We start from the raw sequence: 16,875 nt of genomic DNA, 5'->3' as shown, positions 1-16,875 counted from the left end.
GGTGTACGCCCCCTAGGTCCGTCGTGCGTGCAGCAGCAGGATCGACGCGAGCGGCGGTCTGGCGCAGGCCAGCCGGTCCAGGGGGCGCAGCGCGCGCGGTACGCCGTGGAAGGGGGCGCCCGCGAGGCGTACGACCTCGAATCCGGACGCGGCCACGAACTCCCGCAGCGCGCGGGCGGTGTAGAGCCGCAGGTGCCCCACGACCTCCCGCCCCGGCCGGCCGTGGATGCCCCGCAGACTGACCTCGGAGAACACCGGCTGCACCCCCGCCAGCAGCAGGGCGCGGTTGTACCAGGCGGCCAGGTTCGGGGTGGAGAGCATCAGGTGGCCGCCGGGGCGCAGCACGCGGCGGATCTCGTCCAGGGCGGCGTCCGGGTCGACGAGGTGCTCGATCACCTCGCTGAACAGCACGGCGTCGGCGGAGCCGGTAAGGAACGGCAGCCCGCCGTCGGTGAGTTCACCGCGGACGGCGTACGGGATCCGGGTGCGGGCCCGGCGCAGGGCGTCCTGGGACCAGTCGATGCCGACGATGCGGTGGCCGGGGAGGTAGGGCGCGGCCGTGGCCGCGGCGGTGCCGTCGCCGCAGCCGATGTCGAGGATCGTGCGGGTACGGCCGGCTGCCCCCGCCTCCGCTTCCGGCCCTGATGCCAGGGCCTCGGCGAGCATGCGGGCCTGGCGGCGGCTGCGGGGGGTGCCGGAGGCGACGGGGACGGCGGGGTTCTCGTAGAAGTCGCGCAGCTCGGGGGGTTTCACGGGGGAGGTCGTCACAAGGTCACCTCCGTGCAGTGCAGGTAATGCTCGAAGAGGTCCCGCAGGTGGGCGCCGTCGCCGTGGCTGAGCAGGGCGCGCGACCAGCGCAGGGCAAGGTGGAGGCGGCCCGCGGTGGAGGCGGTGGTGACGGTCAGGCCGCGGGGCATCCGGGCGGGTGCCGAGAACCACACGGCGTGCGCGCGGCCGGCCTCCGCACCGAAGTCCAGGGGGTACGGGATACGGCCGATGTTGCTGAGCAGCGTGGTCGAGGTCCAGGGCGCGGCGGCTCTGCGCAGGCCGCGGGTGAGGGCGGCGCGGACGCCGACCGGCGCCCAGGGTGCGGTGAGGAGGGAGGCGCCGTGGCCGAGTTGGGGGCGGGGCAGGGACTTGAGGGCACGGGTGCGGGTGGCCGTGCGGTGCAGCAGGGCGGGCATGCCGTCCGGGCCGTGTGCGTCCAACTCCGCTGTGCTGAACGGGACTTCCACGAGTCGGGTGCCGTTGCCGATGGGCATGGTGGCGTCACGGGGACGGTCGTCCACGGGCATGGTGATGCGCAGGGGGCGGGGTCGGGCGCCGTGCTCGCGGTTCCAGTGGGCGATGGTCAGCGCGGTGGTGACCATCAGCTGGTCGTTGACCGTGTAGGGGGAGCCCTTGGGGCGGTGGGGGAGCGGGAGTTCGGTGACCAGCATGCCGTTGCCCGGGGAGGGTTCGGGGGTGCCGGGGGCACTCGGGCGGGGGGTGACCAGTTGGAGGGCGTCTCCTCGGTGAGGGGCTGGGTCTCGATCGTTCGGGTGGGCGGGGCTGCGGGGGAGTTGTCCTCGCCTCCGTACAGCTCCGCGGCGGTGGCGACGACACGGAGACAGGCGGGGCCGTCCAGTGCCGTGTGATTGATGGTCAGGAACAGCACGGTCCCGTGCGACCCGCCCTGCCTGCCGGCAGTCGTGCCGCTCGGTGCGGCACGGGTGGGCGCACCTGCCGCGCGTGCGTCACCCACGGCATCCGTGGCCTCGCTCCCTTCGACCGGCCCCGGCCCCTCCACCACCTCCAGCCGTATCGGCGGTGACAGCGACAGCGGCGGCGCCTGGGTCAGGGCCCGCGTGCGTGCGTCCCGCAGCGCGTCCCGTCCCGGGGCCGGGAAGCTCACCACCTCCACGTCCGGTTCCGCCGTCAGCTCCCACTCGTAGCGGCGCCGGTACCACTGCCCCGGCGCCTCCCGCATGAGGATCCGCGAATGCCGGCGCAGCGCCTGACCGAAGGCCGTACGCAGTCGCCCCGCGTCCAGCGGCCCCGGCAGGTGGACCTCGATGTGCACCGTCTCCGGCTCCTCCTCCTGGAGGCAGTGCCGGGCGACCTCGTCCACGACGGGGAACGGGACGCGTATCGGCGGCCGCAGCGGACCTTCGGCGCGGGCGGGCTGCTGCAGTGCGGTCATGTGGCTTCGCCCTTCCCGGTCTTCCCGGTGTCGTCCGACTCCGGCGGGCTCTCGGAGCCGGGCGCCCGCAAGCGCGGTTTGCGGGGCGCGATCCGCGCGGTCGGCGGATCCGGAACCGGCGCGCCGGGACCGCGCGCGGAGACGGTCGGCCCCGAGTCGGCACGGGGATCCGTGGGCCCGGGAGGCTCCGTCCCCATGGGACTGCGGCCCCGCTCCCGCTGCGGCAAGGGGCGCGTCGGCCGCTCCGGGTTCTCCGAGCCGGAAGCACCGCCACCTCCGGCTACCGGCGGCAGCACAGCCGTGGAGCCGGGCAGGCCCGATCCATGGCCGGGGCCGCCCGCGGATGCGACCGTCCCCGCCGACTCCCGAACCCCCACCACACCGGCGAACAACCCGATCAACGCCAGCAGTTGAGCCGTGGGCCCGAAGGCGCCCTCCTCCGCGCCCACCGGCTCCCCGGCGCCGACCGCCGCCGCAATCCCCGCCCCCGCAAGCGCCACGAACGCGATCGGCACCAGCAGCACATGCCTGCGCCACGCCACCAGCGCCAGGGCCGGTACCAGCAGGGCGAACCAGCCGGCGATGAGTACGCCCACCACCGTCACGGCCACCGTGCCGAGCCACAGGCCGGGCAGCGGCGGTTCGGGCTGCGCCTCGTCGGGGTTCGGTGCGCGGCGGCGCCACAGGACCAGCCCGGCCAGCAGCGCGATCGCGACAGCGCTGCCGATCAGCCCGCCCTCGTACATCACCGCCGGCTCGTACGACAGCTCGACCGTGCCACCGGCGCCCGCCGGGATCCGCCAGCCCTGTTGCCAGCCGTCCAGCCGTACCGGCGTCAGTTCCTTGCCGTTCAGCGTGGCGTGCCAGCCGTCGTTGAAGTTCTCGTACGTCGTGAGGTAGCTCGCCGCGCCCGACCCGACGGTCACCTCGCGCCGGTCGCCGAGCCAGTCCCGTATCCCCAGCTGACGCCCGGCGGTCGAGGCCTCGGAAACCGTGCCGCGCGTCAGCGTCACCGCGGTCAGCGCGAGCGGCCCCGCGTCCCCGCCCTCCACACGGTGATCACCCGCGGACAGCTGCAGCTCGGTGTCGTCACGCCCCTGCCGGCAGAGCGTCACATCGACCTGCCGCCGCTCCATCAGGTCCCGTACCGTTCCGCGCACACTCGTCCGGTACAGCTCCCCGTCCACCGCGACCACCGGCCCCTTCCCGCACGGCAGCGAGAACGGCCGGGACTCCCTCGGCTGCGGGGTCCGGTACTGGTCGAGCGCCGGGACGTAGGCCTCCGTCAGGCCCACCGGCAGCTGCAGGTCCTCGTCCACCATCGGGTTGTAGAGGGTGAGCGGGGCTGTCTCGGTGATGGTGATGTCCAGCCGGTCGGTCGTGATGGGCGGGAAGCGGACCCAGCCGTTCTCGTCGACCCCGGCGATCACCGCGCCGTCCGGCGAGCTGATGTGCACCTCGGTCGGACGTGTGGCCAGGCCGCCCGCCGGCGCCAGCACGATCTCCCCCACCGCCTGCTTTCCGGGCCAGCGGAGGTGGATCGTGGGCCGGTCGCCCGCGATCCATGCCGTGGTCAGGTCGCCGTCGGTGAGGTTGCGCGGCGACAGCCCCGCCCCCAGCCGGGCGGTGGAGTCGGCGGTGGCGACGATCCGGTTCTGCTGCTCCGGCGCCACCTCGTACAGCAGCCGGTCCAGCTCCTCGCCCGCCACCGGCACCGCACTCGCCCGCACCTCGTACGTCCCCGCCGTCGACGTCGTGAAGCGACGGTGCAGGCCCGCCTCCGTGCCCGTCGGCGAGAGGCCCGTGGGGTCGGCCGTACGGGACAGGGAGACGATCTCGGCGGCGGCCCCCGACTTCCCGGCGTCGGTGGGCAGCCGCAGCAGCCGGGTCACCTGAACGTCCGGCAGATCGATCTCTGAGAAGCCCGCCCCGGTCAGTCCGGGCCGCCGGGAGACGGAGTCCGTGATCGTGAGCTTCATCCAACTCGTCTCACCCGCAGGCACCTTGACCGTCTGCGTCGTTCCGTCGGGCCGCAGGACCGAGCTCGCCGCCCCCTTCTCCGTCTCCACCCGCACCCGCGTCGCCGCCTCCCGCACACCCTCCTGCGGCAGCGGCCTGACCTTGACCGACGACGGCATGTCGTACGAGCCGCCCGCGAACGCGATCCGCAGCCACTCCCCGACCGGCGACCCCTCCGAGCCCTCGGTCCACGCGGTGTCCGGGTTGCCGTCGAAGGCGTTCACCGGGTCGAACTGGGGGAGATGGAAGAGCCAGCTGCCGTACGACGAGGCCGTCACGGACCGCGCGCCGCGCAGCTCGGCCACCGTCTGGTGGCCGAGGCCGGTCGTCGGGAGGATCTGGTGCGGCTCCTCGCCCGCGTCCTGCGCGGCGTCGGGCGCGTTGCGCTCGTCGCGCGTGTAGGTGTACGACGTGTTGGCGTTGACCAGCCCGAACCGGGTGTCCGCCCGCCGCAGCCCGTCGCCGATCACCTGTACCGGAGGCGAGCCGAGCCCCGGGTGGTTGTCGCCGGTCAACACGCTCGCTCTGCCACGCAGTTCGGAGGCCAGCGGCAGCAGCGCCTCCGGACCGCCGGAGACGACGGCCGTGTCGGCCACCGGCTGCAGCCCGGCCTGGTGCGGGCGCGGCACGTCCGCGCCGGCCGGCTTGTAGATCTCCACCGCCCGCTGTCGCGGATACAGCCCCTCCACCTGCAGCGGAGTGCCCGGGGCGATCGTCCCGCCGGTCGTGACCGGCCCGAGGCCCGTCACCCGCTCGTACCCGGACTGCTCCAGGGTCCGCTTCACCGTCGTCGTCGGCACGTGGCCGATCTGGTCGGGGTCGAGGTCGTTGCGGACGACGACGTAGTGGATCCCGGCGCGACTCAAGTAGTCTGCCAGGCCCGGCACTTGTCCGCCGCTGACCAGCGCCTGCTCCACGGCGTCCATCGCGCGCCGGTTGCCGGGGGTGCCGAAGGGGACGTAGTCCCGCTGCGCCCAGCGCGAGTCGGCGAGGACGTCCAGGGGCTGGTCGATGGTCGAGCCCCAGGTGTAGATGCCGTGCGCGGTGGCCGGCACGACGAGGGCGCGGGCGTCGGGGGAGTACTTCTCCAGCCAGTCGGCCGTGCCCTGCCAGTACTTGGGGATCTCCTTGAAGGACCCGGGGTTGAGGATCGAGCCGTTGAGGTACGGCCACATCAGCCCCGGCAGGACCAGCACGGCCGCGATCAGCGGCGCGAACCGCCGCCCCCGCACCGGCCGTGCCCCGCGCGCCTCGGCCGCCACGCCCGCGAGATGGGCGAGGCCGAGCACCAGCGCCAGGGCGAGCCCCGTCTGGAACTTGTAGATGTTGCGGAAGGGGACGAGGCCGCCGTTCAGCCAGTCCTGCACGACCCCGTGGAAGGGCGCCCCGAACGTCCCGCCGTACCCGGCGAGCAGGATCAGCGCGACCGTCACCATGGTCAGCACCAGCCACCGCCGCTCCGGCATGTCCCGCCGGGCCAGCCCCGCGAGCCCCAGCCCGGCCGCGAGCGCCGAGCAGACGATCACGACGACGGACGCGGCAACGGTCCAGCCGGCCGGCAGCCAGGCCTCACCGAAGTGCAGATAGGCGACCCAGTTGCCACCGCCGCGCAGCGCCTCCGTCGCCGCCATCGTCTCGGTCGTGGTCTGCGAACTCTCCACGTAAGGAAGGAAGTTCTCGCCGTACGTGCCGAGCAGCAGAAGCGGGATCACCCACCAGGCGGTCGCCAGAATGACCCCCGGCACCCACCACGCGATCAGCTTCCGCTGCCGTGGGCCGGGCGGCCGGGAGAGCAGATAGAGCCCGACGGGAAGCAGCGAGGCCAGCGTGGAGGCGGCATTGACGCCACCCATGAACGGGATGATCAGCGCCGACCGCAGCGCGGCGACCCGCGCGGCATAGCGCTCGTCGGTCAGCGGCAGCAGCACCCAGGGCAGAAGGGCACCGGGCAGCGCGGCAGCGGACGTGGACCCGACGACGACGGTGAAGACGGGCCACAGCGCATATGCCACGGCCGCCACCAGCCGCGACGCCCCGCTCCCCACCCGCAGCCTCTCGGCCAGCCGCAGCGCACCCCAGAAGGCCACCGACACGATCAGCGACAGCCACAGCCGCTCCGCCAGCCACACCGGCAGCCGTACGACATCGGCCAGCCAGTAGAACGGCAGCATCGGCCACAGATAGCCCGTGTACTGGTTCTGGATCCCGCCGAAACTGCCCTCGTCCTGCCACAACTGCCCGAGATCGGCGAGGAACTGCCCCGGATCGACGGTCACACCCAGCTTGGTGTCGAACGTCTGGCGCCCCGGCTGCACCGCCAGCAACAGCACGAACACCACGGCCCAGAACCCCAGCAGCCAGCGCCGCGAGCGCGGCCCCTCCGGCGGCCCCGAGGCGGGCGCGGAGGTGGGCACGGCTGCCGGGGGAGGAGCCTGGACCGTGGTCGTCGTCATGGTGGGCACCGCCTGAGGATGAGGAGGAGGTTCCAGGTGGCGAACTCGCGTATGCCGGGCGCCTTCACGACGGCTTCCGCGAGGAACGGCCAGTAGCGGGAGCGCGCCGAGACGACCTGTACGTCGTCACGGGCGCGGACCTGACGCAGGGTGGCGCCGATGTGCACGGCGAAGAGGTTCTCGCCGAGGGTGTGCTTGGCGGCCCGCCCGGTACGACGCCGGTAGCGGGCGCGGGCCCGCTCGGCACCGAAGTAGTGCCAGGGGGCCCACTCATGACCGCCCCACGGGGACAGCCAGTTCGTGAACGACACGTAGATCAGCCCACCGGGCCGGGTCACCCGGGCCAGCTCACTGAGGAACGTCTGCGGATCGGCCACATGCTCCAGCACATTGGAGGAGAAGGTGACGTCGGCGACGCCGTCGCGCAGGGGGAGCAAGTACCCGTCGGCGACGACGGCCCCTTCGGGCGGCTTCGCACCGAGTTCCGCCACGTCGGGCTCGAAGAGGTAGGCGTACGCACCTCGGCGCCGGAACTCGTCGGTGAAGTACCCGCCGCCACCACCGACGTCCACGACGGTACGGCCGGCGACGGGACCGTCGTAGGCCTCGACCTGATCGACGGCGTCACGGGCAAGCAGCGAATAGCAGGCTTCGGGGTCGTCCTGTTCATGGAGGAAGGCCCGGAAGAGGGTGAGGGAGCGGCGGAGTGACGGATCCTTGAAACCCCGGGGCGGCAACGCCTCATAGGGGCGCGGGGCCGTGACTCTTTCGGCTCCGCCGCGTGAGCGCGACCAGCCACGACGCACCGGCACTCGCCAGCCGGCCGACCCGCCACGGCGTTTAGGCGTCACGACGCACGGCCTCCGAGGCAACCGCCAGGAACTGCCGCACAGTCCGATCCCAGCGATAGCGCGCGGCGCGATCCCGCGCAGCCTTGCCCATCAACTCCCGTCGATGCCCGGACAACGCGAGCGTGCACCAGGCGGCGGCAAAGGACGACTCCCCGGCGGCAAGCACCCCCGTCTCCCCGTCCACGACGGAATCCCGCAGCCCAGGCACATCAAAGGCAATGGTCGGCGTCTCCCGGGTCGCGGCCTCGGTGACGACGAGCCCCCATCCCTCCACGGCCGAGGGATGAAGCAGCAGCCAGGCCGCACACAGCAGCCGGTGCTTCTCCGCCTCCGACACATGGCCGACGAACTCGACGCCGCGTCCGGCGAGTTGCTCGAGAGACGCCCGCTCCGGCCCGTCCCCGACGATGACGAGCCGCCCCCCGGTCACGGGCCGCACCCGCTCCCACAACCGCAGCAGCAGATCGATCCGCTTGTACTCGACAAGCCGTCCGACCGCCACGAACAGCGGCTCCGGCGAGCGGTCACCCAGGGGGCCGGGCTCCTCCACCCCGTTGTGCACCACACGGATACGTTCCCGGTCGACGCCGATCCCGCGGAGCGCCTGCGCGGTCGACGGAGACACGGCGACCATCAGACTCCGTTGCTGAGCACCGGTCAGCGCCCAGTGCTCCAGTCTTCGCCCGAGACGTGCGGCAGGCGCCAGCGCCCCGCCGAACCGCATCTTCCACAGATCTGTGTGTACGTGGTTGACCAGGCACAACGTCGGCCCGCGATGCCAGAGGGGGGCGAAGTACGGCATCCCGTTGCAGACCTCGACCAGCAGATCGCAGTCACCGACCTGACGGGCGAAGGCGGACCGGGCTCGGAGGTAGTGGCCGTAGGAACCGCCGGCGGACACGACCCGGTAGTCGCGGTAGGCCGCGGGGCCCCCGCACAGGAGGGTGACCTGGTGGCCGAGGTGGGTCAGGCCGTCGGCGAGGCGGTCGACCAGCAGCTCGGAGCCGCCGGCGGACCGGTTGCCCAGGTCACGGTGGGCGAGAAAAACGATTCGGCGCGGATGTGGGGGAAGCGCCGGAGGGTGCTGCTGCGACGCCCAGGGGAGAGTGGCGCGCAGCGGGGAGGGCACGTGCTGGGGCATGCGTGCTCCAACTCGTCTCAGGGTGCGGAACTCAGCGTGGGGGAGGGAGGGTTTGGGTTCCTGTGGGGAGTATCAAAGGTCCTGGACTGCTTACGGTCGTTGTGCGTGGGGTGTGGACAGGCTGTGTCCGGGTGGGGTTGGACAGTTTTCGCCCAGCAGTTCGCCACGGCTACTCACCGACGTGACAATTTCCGGCTTTATTAGAGCTGACGTCACGTCACATTGTGAGCGACGGCTGGGGCATCTCGACCGTAGCGGGGGATTCCGGGCGCTTCCGGCCGCGTACCACCAGAACGCCACCCACCACCGCAAGCACGAATCCCGCCCCAGCAGTCCCGATCGGCAGCGTCCCGCCCACCATGCGCAGCAGACCGCTGTCCCGCTTCGCCTGCCGCACGGCCTCCTTCTGCGTGGCCGTGGTGAACGCGATCTTCTCGCTGTCCAGCAGCACTGCCGCGTCCTTCTCGCCGCCGGGCGCCCGCAGGGTGCGGCGCGGGCCGGTCTGCGCGTAGATCACACGGCCCGTGGCCTGATCCACGACCAGCCTGAACCCGTGGTTGGAGTACCACTCCTCGGCCAGCACCTGCGGCCGGTCCGGCTCGTCGACGAGGGTGCCGGGGACGAGCCGGGTGCCGACCTTGCGGGGCGCGACCGTCCCCGTGAACCGGTATCCCGTGTAGCCCTGGATCTTCTCGGTGCCGTCGTAGCGCAGGGTGATCGTGGTCCCGCCGGTGTTGTCCCACCACTGGTAGGAGCGTTTCTCCACGTCGAACGGGAACTTCAGATACGCCTCGCCCTCGATGTACGGCGTCTCCTCGCAGCAGTGCACCGGCTTCGTCGTGGTGCGGTCCATCACCCAGCGGTGCGGGGTGAAGTCCAGTGCGTCGTGCGGGTCGTCGGCCGGCAGCGACTTGTCGGTGTCGACGGTGGTGATGACGTCCCAGACGGCGTTGCCGCTGCGCTCACTTTCCGCCACGTTGCCGCGCACGCGCTGGGTGACGGTGATGTTCTGGTCCGGCACGGTCTCGACCTTGTCGGTGTCGAAGACGCTGCCGGTGCCCTTGTAGACGGCGGTGGTGTCGATGTCGATGGGGTTCACGGCGGCACGCGGGGCCACGTACCAGGCGAGCATGGGCGCCAGTACCAGCAGAAACGTGCCGATGCCCAGCAGGATCAACGAGAGAGGTGAGGCTGTACGGCGCATCCGGCACTCCTGTGGGGTTGACGCGTGGTCGATGCCTGGCCGTTCTTGGGCCGGGAACCGTAGGCGTTTCCTTGACGAAGTGTCAATGTCTTGACGGGATGTCCCGGCTTGTCGAGACTGAAGCCGACAGGCAGGGGTCGGGTACAGGCTGGCACCACCGGGGTGGGGACGACCTCCGGATGCAGAGAGGCTGACCCTGCGATGTCCAGACTGCTCGCCGCCGCGCTGACCGTCGCGCTCGCCGCCGTACTCGCGGTGGGTGCCGCGCTCGGCGTCGTCGCACTGCTGGAAGCGACACCCGACCAGCCGAACACACCTTTGATCACGTACGAGCAAGCGGGCCAGGGGAGTTGACCGTGGCCGCGCCCCGCTCCCCGGCAGCCACGGCATCCCCTGCCGTCCCGGCTTCCCCTGACACCCCGGCCGCCCCCACCCGCTCGGCCTGGCGTGACGTACCCCGGTTCCAGGTCCGCCGGTTCGCGGAGCTGGTCATGGCGGACGCCCCGGCCCTCGCCGAGCAGATCCTGCGTGAGATCCAGCGCGAGTACCCCCAACTGCCGGTCGTCCTCGACGAGTCGGGCGAGCCGATGGCCCTGGTCGGCATACGGCGTGCGATCGAGGTCTTCGTCGAGCACCTGGAGAAGTCGGAAGGCCGTCCGACCGTACCGCCGGGCGTCTTCCAGGACTTCGGCCGCGGCGAGGGCTACAACGGCCGCTCCCTGGACTCCCTCCAGGCGATCTACCGGCTGGGCGTACGGCTGGCCTGGCGCCGTTTCGCCGAGATCGGCCAGATCGTCGACATTCCGCCGCCCGCGATGTACGAGCTGGTGGACGCGGGCTACGAGTACCTGGACGGCCTGGTCGACCAGTCGGTGCGCGGCTACGCCGAGGCGGCGGCACGGCAGGCGGGCGAGCGGCTGCGTCTCCAACGCCGCCTGATGGAACTGCTGCTGGCCGAGCACCACCGGGGCGATCCGGCGGACGCCCTGACGGAGCGGGCGGCCCGGATCGGCTGGCCGCTGCCCGAGAAGGTCGCCGTGGGCGTGTTACTGCGCCCGGCGCGGGAGGCGGTGGCGCCGGCCGTGGGGCAGGGGGTGCTGCTCGACATGGAGTATGAGCAGCCGCGCATGGTCGTCCCCGAGCCGGACGCCGGCGGCCGCCCCGAACTGCTGCACCGGGCCCTGGCCGGCTGGGCGGGCGCGATCGGCCCCCCGGTGCCCCTCGCCGACGCGGCGAAGTCGCTGCGCTGGGCCGAGGCGGCCGTACGCCTGATGGAACGGGGGCTGCTGCCGGCCGGCGACGTCCTGTACTGCACCGAGCACACGGAAGCTCTCGTGCTGTTGCAGCCCGAGGAGCTGATCGACGACCTGGCGGTGCGGTGCCTGGCACCGCTGCAGCACTGCGGGCCCACGCACGGGCGGCGGCTGGCGGAGACGTTGCTGGCGTGGCTGGAGACCAGGGGCGGGGCGCCGGAGGTGGCGGCCCGCCTGGGGGTCCACCCCCAGACGGTTCGGTACCGCCTCCGTCAGATCCGGGAGCTGTGGGGCGACGAGATGGACGACCCGGACCGACGGTTCGAGCTGGAGCTGGTGTTGCGGGCCCAGCGGTTGAGGGGGGCATTGGGGGAGGCGCGCAGGTAGAAGGTGCACGGCGGATCCGGCCCTCATGTGCGCAACGTGTGCGCGTGGGCGGCGCTGTGGACCCCGTCAGGCGGCGGTCCGGCGGGCGGGCTCCGTGCGGCGCGATGGGGTGCGGGCGGACGCGGCGCGCAGGCGTCGGCCTCGACGCGTGAGTCCCCAGGGCTTGAGGATCGAGATCACCGTCATGAAGACGTACGCGGACAGCGACACGATCGGCCCGAACAGGACGTCCCCGGCGTCGGGCAGCGGCCCGCCCGCGGCGACGGCCTCGACGGCGGAGTTCACGCCGGGGCGCAGGGCGAAGACGGTGGCGACGGTCGTGCCGAGGGTCACCCAGAACTTGACGTAGACCCAGCGGTGCCGCGCCAGCCCCCACCGCGTGCCGAGCGCCAGCACGAGCCCGCTGAGCAGCGTGAGGAAGGCGAGCGGCAGCAGGAGCCAGTCGGCGAACAGCTTCATGGCCCGCACGGACGCCTCCACGGTCACCGCGGAGCCGGTGGTGGCCGCGGTGATCCCGAGCGCGAGCAGCCCGAGCGTGAGCCCGAGCCAGCCGGCGGAGGCGATGACATGGACGACGAGGGCGGCCCGGCGGGCGGGCCGGCTCAGTTTCCCGGACGACGTGGACGACGTGGACGACGTGGAAGGCATGGACACCACCGTGCCGGGCCAGGTCGCCGAGGACGTCTGACGGCGGGAGTAACCCCGCGTACTGACGTCGGCGTACCCGGCGCCGCCCGCCCTGCTCCGTTCGCCACGCGAGGGCGATGATTCCGGCCGCCGGGGCAGGTCGTCACCGCAGTAGCGGGGATACGAGGAGAAGCGCCCGCTTCCGAGCAGAGGAGACCCTGATGCGCCAACCATCACCGCACCCCGCCCTGCGACAGCTCGACGCCTTCGTCGGCGAGTGGAACCTGTGGGCCCTCGACCGCAGCGTCGGCCCGTTCAGGACGGAGTTCGCCTGGCTGGAGGGCGGCGCCTTCCTGGTCCAGCGCTCGGACGTCGTCCCGGAGACGACCCTCCCGGGCGAGTGGGGCCCGAACGCCCCGTTCCCCACCGTCTCCCTGATCGGCTACGACGACGCGGCCGAAGAGTTCACCGCCCTCTACGCCGACGGCCGCGCCGTCGCCCGCACCTACCGGGCCACCATGACCGACCGCACCTGGCGCCAATGGCGCTCGGCCCCCGGCTTCCACCAACGCCTCACCGCCACCGTCAGTCCCGAGGGCAACATGATCGAGGGCGAGTGGGAACAGTCTTCTGACGGTGAGCAGTGGACCACGGACTTCGACGTGACGTACACCCGCGTCGGGAAGTCCCGTAGCTGACGGACAGACCTGGTGACGGGGGCCGTATCAGGACGCCCCCGCCCGCTGCTACGTACGCGCCGGCTCCTTCGACGCAGCTCGTCGCGGGGCAGGCTGGTCCAGGTGGACCACGACCGTCGTGTAGAAGCGGTGCACCGCTTCGTCCACGCTGCGGATGAAGCCCGACTCGGTGTTGCCCCGGCTGCTTCCCATGCCCTTGAAGAGGGACAGCCGGAAGCCGCTGATCGGGGTCGCCGTGTTCTTGGGGAGCAGGTCCGCCGGTTCGGGGCGAAGGCGTTCCAGGGTGCCGCGCGGGCCGCCCGTCTCGCCCTCCAGCAGGGTCTCGACGTGCAGGTCCGCCGGTGCCTCGGCGAGACGGCGGATCAGACGCTTGGCCCAGGTCAGCGGATAGCCCTGCTCGGGCGCAGGGATCTCGACGGACGTACGCAGCTTGCCGGTGCGTAGATCGGCGCCGATCGTCAGCACGCCCGGGGCCTGTTCGACACGAAGCTCCGCCTGGAGCCGCCCCTCCAGACACAGTTGGTCGGCCAGCTGAATTCGGCGGGTTCCGTGATCGGTGCCACGCCTGGCGCGCTGGACCGGCAGCACCTTCTGCCCGAGTTCGCCACCGAGCCTGAGACACACCTGGCGGACGAGCCGCTCCCAACTCTCGATCACTTCCAGGGAGCGCGGGTCACCCTGGCACAGGGTCTCGTCGCTGATGCCGTTGCGTACCGGCACCCAGGCCGAGCCCATGTTCTGGAAACCGTGGCAGCCGGAGTTCTCGTGCTGGAGGTACTGCAGCAACTCCTCCAGCAGCCAGGTGCGCGCCGCGTTGCCGACCCCTTCGTGCCGGATCAGCAGCTGCGCCTGGTAGGCCACTTCGGCCCACGACAGGTGCCAGAGCGCCACCTTGTGCTTGCGCCGTCGGTCGATCTTGACGTCGACCAGCGGACTTCCCTCCAGCGCGACGTCGTTCGACACCGTGATCACGGCCTCGTAGCCGCGCCGGGCGGCGATGTCCATGTAGGCCTGCACCTGATCGGCCTTGAGAGGGTTGCCGTTGGTCTTGGTCTCGACGAGTGCCGTCCACAGCTTGCCCGCCCGCTCGATGCGAATCACTCCGTCCGGGCGCCGAGGGGTGTCGCCGTGCGGCAGGGACACCTCGGTGAACGTCTCCATCCGGCCGGAGGGTGCCCCGAACGCGGCCGTGAGGCGCCTGCCGAACCGCGGCACCTGGGCCATCACCGACAACAGCACCGAGGTGGCGCGGGTTTCCCGTTCCCGGTCGCTCTTGAGCGCAGACACGGGAAAGAGCCTGGCAGGCCTCCAGGAGTCGTTCTCCGCCAGCGACGTCCTGACCACCTTGGGCAGGGCGACCTTCTTCTTGGCCGTACGTGGCCGCGAGGCCCGCACTGCAGGCTGCCTGGTCGGCTCGGTCTCGGCGATGTCCGGGCGGCGGGGCGCCGGGACCGCCTCCAGCGTGGCCGGTGTGGTGGCCGGGACCGTGGGATCCGGCTGACCGCTGCTGTTCACCACGGCCGGTGTCTCCGCCGTGGGCCTCGCCTCTTCCTCGCCAGGAGACCCGGCCTCGACCTCGGCCGCGTCGTCGTCGATGTCGACCCCGAAGTCCGTCGCCAGGCCGGCCAGACCGGTGGCGTAACCCTGGCCGACGGCCCGGAACTTCCACTCCTCCCCGCGCCGGTACACCTCGCCGAAGATGATCGCGCTCACCTCGTCGGCGTCGTCGATGGCGAAGCGGAGGAGGCTCTCCCCCGCGGCGTCGGCCAGCCTCACCTGCAGGGCGTCCAGTTCTCCGAAGCGCGCTTCGCCGTACCGGCTCGCGGCCACGACGATGCGGTCGACCTCGGGCGGGACCGCTGTCAGATCGAAGCAGATCCGGTCCTCGTTGCCGTCCTCCGTCGGCGTCTTCCCCAGGAGCTGCACGCTGCCGTCGGCAGCCACCGGGTTGTTGTAAAAGTAGAAGTCGACGTCACTGCGGACCTTTCCGTTCGTGTCCAGCAGTAAGACGGACACATCGGCGTCGCCCTCACCGGTCGGGCTGACCCAGCCCAGGCTCACGATCACCGAGCCGACGTCTTCACTCAGCGCACTCAGGGCCACGTTCGAGCCCTTGGTCATTTCGCGCACACAAAACCCCCATATCGCTCGCCTGAGGGCATACGTATGCGGCCACCCCAGGCGCCTCCCCATACGGCACAGTGTGACGTGCCGCACATAGGTAACGGTACTGGCCGTGCATCGCGTCTGCGGAGCTTTCCAGCCGGTCCGCGCAAGGCCATTGCCGGGGGAAACGCACTTTGAGTAGCCTGTGTTCGTTATTCCGATCGGCTGTTGAAATCTCGAACGCAGCCTCGCATGCAAGGGAGGGGGCCGCACGTGGGACGCCTCGTACCAGCCGTGACCCGGGCTCTCGACATTCTCGAGCTCTTCCTCGACGGGGACGGGACGCTCTCCGCCCCCGACATCGTGCGCAAGCTCCAGTTGCCGCGGACCACCGTGCACGAGCTGGTGACCACTCTGGCGGCTCGGTCGTACATCGTCCAGGTGCCGGGTCAGCCGGGACGGTACCGCCTGGGCGTACGGCCGTACCAGCTCGGCAGCCGGTACGCCGAGCAGCTCGACCTCGCGGCCGAGGGCCAGCAGGTCGCCCGGTCCGTCGCGGAGACCTGCGACGAGACCGTGCACGTGGCGATCCTGGAGGGCACGGACGTCATCTACATCGCCAAGGTCGACTCGACGCACGCGGTGCGGATGGTGTCCGCGGCGGGGCGTCGGCTGCCTGCCCACTGCACGTCCGTCGGCAAGATGCTGCTGGCCTCCCTTCCCGACTCGGAGCTGTCGTCCCGTATCCCCGACGGGGCCGAGCTCGTCGCCATGACGCCCAACAGCATCACCGACCCCGGCGCCCTGCGCGAGGCCCTCGCCGAGATTCGGCAGCGGGGGATCGCCGTCGAGAGCCGGGAGTCCAACCCGGACGTGTCGTGCGTGGCCGCGCCCGTGCGGGACCGGACCGGGCAGGTCGTCGCCGCGCTCTCCATCTCCGTGCCGATGATCCGCTGGAGCGACGAGCGGCGTGCCGAGCTGGAGCAGCTCTCCGCCAAGGGGGCCGCCGAGCTGTCGGAGCGCCTGGGGCACCGGAGCGTTGCGTGACCGCGCCGTACGAGGTGGCCGTGCGCGCGGAGGCGCAGCTCGGTGAGGGGCCGACCTGGGATCCGGCGAGTGGCCGGCTGGTCTGGATCGACATCCTCGGTGCGCGGATACACACCTACGACCCCGTCTCCGGGCGTCGCACGGTCCGCACGACCCACCAGCACATCGGCGCCGTCAAGCCGCGCGTCGGCGGCGGGCTCGTCCTCAACCTCCGGGACGGTGTGGCGGTGCTCGACCCGGACCACAGCTTCCGCTGGCTGCACCACGAACCCGTCCCCGGCCGCCGCGCCAACGACGCCGCCGTCGCGCCCGACGGTTCCCTGTGGGCGGGCACCATGCGCTACGACGAGGCGCCGGGCGGCGGCACCCTGTCCCGGATCACCGGTGAGGCCTTGGTCGAGGTGGTCCTCGACGACGTGGCCGTGAGCAACGGCACGGGCTGGAGTCCGGACGGGCAGCTCATGTACTACATCGACTCCCCGACGCGCCGCGTCGACGTCTTCGACTTCGCCGACGGGCGGCCCCTGAACCGGCGCCCGCTGGTCGAGATCGAGGACGGCGCCGGCTTCCCGGACGGGCTCACCGTCGACGCCGAGGGCTGCGTGTGGGTGGCCCTGTGGGAGGGCTCGGCGGTACGGCGCTACACACCGGCCGGCGAGCTGGACCGTGTGATCCCACTCCCCGTCCCCCGAGTGACGGCCTGCACCTTCGCCGGCCCCGACCTGACCGACCTGTACATCACCACCGCCCGCGTCGGCCTCGCCTCGCCGCCCGCGCTGTCGGGGTCCGTGTTCGTGGTGCCGGGCGCGGGGAAGGGCTTGGCGCAGCCGGCGTTCAGGGGCTGAGGCGGGCTGTTGCCACGGGAGGTCGGGTTGCCCGTGCCGTCGGTGCCTGACGGGCGGTCGGG

The 16,875-nt window shown here is 71.9% G+C and carries 12 protein-coding genes and 1 pseudogene; 5 read left to right on the top strand and 8 right to left on the bottom strand.

Going from position 1 to position 16,875, the window contains the following annotated elements; genetic code table 11:
- Positions 1–12: 12 nt before the first annotated feature.
- The 6 genes and pseudogenes from AB5J55_RS13090 to AB5J55_RS13065 all read right to left on the bottom strand — a co-directional run bounded on the left by AB5J55_RS13090 (position 13) and on the right by AB5J55_RS13065 (position 9,850).
- Positions 13–768, bottom strand: coding sequence for a class I SAM-dependent methyltransferase (locus tag AB5J55_RS13090; protein WP_369270842.1), 756 nt, complete (start codon positions 766–768; stop codon positions 13–15).
- Positions 765–2,182: pseudogene (locus AB5J55_RS13085) on the bottom strand (condensation protein). Before AB5J55_RS13085 ends, AB5J55_RS13090 begins: the two are co-directional and overlap by 4 nt.
- A complete protein-coding gene (locus tag AB5J55_RS13080; RefSeq protein WP_369270841.1) occupies positions 2,179–6,654 on the bottom strand; it encodes an alpha-(1->3)-arabinofuranosyltransferase family protein in 4,476 nt (1,491 codons plus the stop codon). Before AB5J55_RS13080 ends, AB5J55_RS13085 begins: the two are co-directional and overlap by 4 nt.
- Complete coding sequence (locus AB5J55_RS13075; protein WP_369270840.1) at positions 6,651–7,391, bottom strand: class I SAM-dependent methyltransferase; 741 nt, start codon at positions 7,389–7,391, stop codon at positions 6,651–6,653. The genes AB5J55_RS13080 and AB5J55_RS13075 overlap by 4 nt, the downstream gene beginning before the upstream one ends.
- 103 nt (positions 7,392–7,494) lie before the next feature.
- A complete protein-coding gene (locus AB5J55_RS13070) occupies positions 7,495–8,646 on the bottom strand; it encodes a glycosyltransferase family 4 protein (RefSeq protein ID WP_369270839.1) in 1,152 nt (383 codons plus the stop codon).
- Between the two features lie 217 nt (positions 8,647–8,863).
- The gene (locus tag AB5J55_RS13065) at positions 8,864–9,850 is read right to left on the bottom strand and encodes a DUF3068 domain-containing protein (protein WP_369270838.1); all 987 of its coding nucleotides are present in this window, start codon (positions 9,848–9,850) and stop codon (positions 8,864–8,866) included.
- Between the two features lie 201 nt (positions 9,851–10,051).
- On the opposite strand from AB5J55_RS13065, the gene AB5J55_RS13060 reads away from it, so the two are divergent.
- The gene (locus AB5J55_RS13060) at positions 10,052–10,204 is read left to right on the top strand and encodes a hypothetical protein (RefSeq protein WP_167348315.1); all 153 of its coding nucleotides are present in this window, start codon (positions 10,052–10,054) and stop codon (positions 10,202–10,204) included.
- Positions 10,205–10,335: 131 nt separating this feature from the next.
- Complete coding sequence (locus AB5J55_RS13055; RefSeq protein WP_369276172.1) at positions 10,336–11,490, top strand: helix-turn-helix domain-containing protein; 1,155 nt, start codon at positions 10,336–10,338, stop codon at positions 11,488–11,490.
- A 66-nt stretch (positions 11,491–11,556) separates the two neighbouring features.
- On the opposite strand, the gene AB5J55_RS13050 is transcribed toward AB5J55_RS13055, so the two are convergent.
- Positions 11,557–12,138: a DUF2269 domain-containing protein gene (locus AB5J55_RS13050; protein WP_369270837.1), complete on the bottom strand. Its 582-nt coding sequence runs from the start codon at positions 12,136–12,138 to the stop codon at positions 11,557–11,559.
- 200 nt (positions 12,139–12,338) lie between these two features.
- Here AB5J55_RS13050 and AB5J55_RS13045 point away from each other — a divergent pair, with 200 nt between their 5' ends.
- Positions 12,339–12,815: a hypothetical protein gene (locus AB5J55_RS13045; RefSeq protein ID WP_369270836.1), complete on the top strand. Its 477-nt coding sequence runs from the start codon at positions 12,339–12,341 to the stop codon at positions 12,813–12,815.
- Between the two features lie 48 nt (positions 12,816–12,863).
- Here AB5J55_RS13045 and AB5J55_RS13040 read toward each other — a convergent pair whose 3' ends face one another.
- Positions 12,864–14,936: a TerD family protein gene (locus AB5J55_RS13040; protein ID WP_369276171.1), complete on the bottom strand. Its 2,073-nt coding sequence runs from the start codon at positions 14,934–14,936 to the stop codon at positions 12,864–12,866.
- Positions 14,937–15,194: 258 nt separating this feature from the next.
- Here AB5J55_RS13040 and AB5J55_RS13035 point away from each other — a divergent pair, with 258 nt between their 5' ends.
- Together AB5J55_RS13035 and AB5J55_RS13030 are read left to right on the top strand one after the other, a co-directional pair.
- On the top strand, positions 15,195–15,968 hold the full coding sequence (locus tag AB5J55_RS13035; RefSeq protein WP_369270835.1) for an IclR family transcriptional regulator: 774 nt from the start codon (positions 15,195–15,197) through the stop codon (positions 15,966–15,968).
- Positions 15,965–16,813 carry an SMP-30/gluconolactonase/LRE family protein gene (locus AB5J55_RS13030; RefSeq protein WP_369270834.1) on the top strand — a complete coding sequence of 283 codons (849 nt, stop codon included), beginning with the start codon at positions 15,965–15,967 and terminating at the stop codon, positions 16,811–16,813. Before AB5J55_RS13035 ends, AB5J55_RS13030 begins: the two co-directional genes overlap by 4 nt.
- Positions 16,814–16,875: the final 62 nt, after the last annotated feature.

The organism is Streptomyces sp. R11 (genome assembly GCF_041051905.1).
Classification (GTDB): Bacteria; Actinomycetota; Actinomycetes; order Streptomycetales; family Streptomycetaceae; genus Streptomyces.
The sequence above is the reverse complement of the archived record's forward strand: the minus strand, read 5'-3'. Positions and strand labels throughout refer to the sequence as shown.

Coding starts and splice junctions, on each gene's coding strand:
- AB5J55_RS13080 (WP_369270841.1), bottom strand. CDS start 6,654: ATGACGACGACCACGGTCCAGGCTCCTCCCCCGGCAGCCGTGCCCACC.
- AB5J55_RS13070 (WP_369270839.1), bottom strand. CDS start 8,646: ATGCCCCAGCACGTGCCCTCCCCGCTGCGCGCCACTCTCCCCTGGGCG.
- AB5J55_RS13065 (WP_369270838.1), bottom strand. CDS start 9,850: ATGCGCCGTACAGCCTCACCTCTCTCGTTGATCCTGCTGGGCATCGGC.
- AB5J55_RS13060 (WP_167348315.1), top strand. CDS start 10,052: ATGTCCAGACTGCTCGCCGCCGCGCTGACCGTCGCGCTCGCCGCCGTA.
- AB5J55_RS13050 (WP_369270837.1), bottom strand. CDS start 12,138: ATGCCTTCCACGTCGTCCACGTCGTCCACGTCGTCCGGGAAACTGAGC.
- AB5J55_RS13045 (WP_369270836.1), top strand. CDS start 12,339: ATGCGCCAACCATCACCGCACCCCGCCCTGCGACAGCTCGACGCCTTC.
- AB5J55_RS13040 (WP_369276171.1), bottom strand. CDS start 14,936: ATGACCAAGGGCTCGAACGTGGCCCTGAGTGCGCTGAGTGAAGACGTC.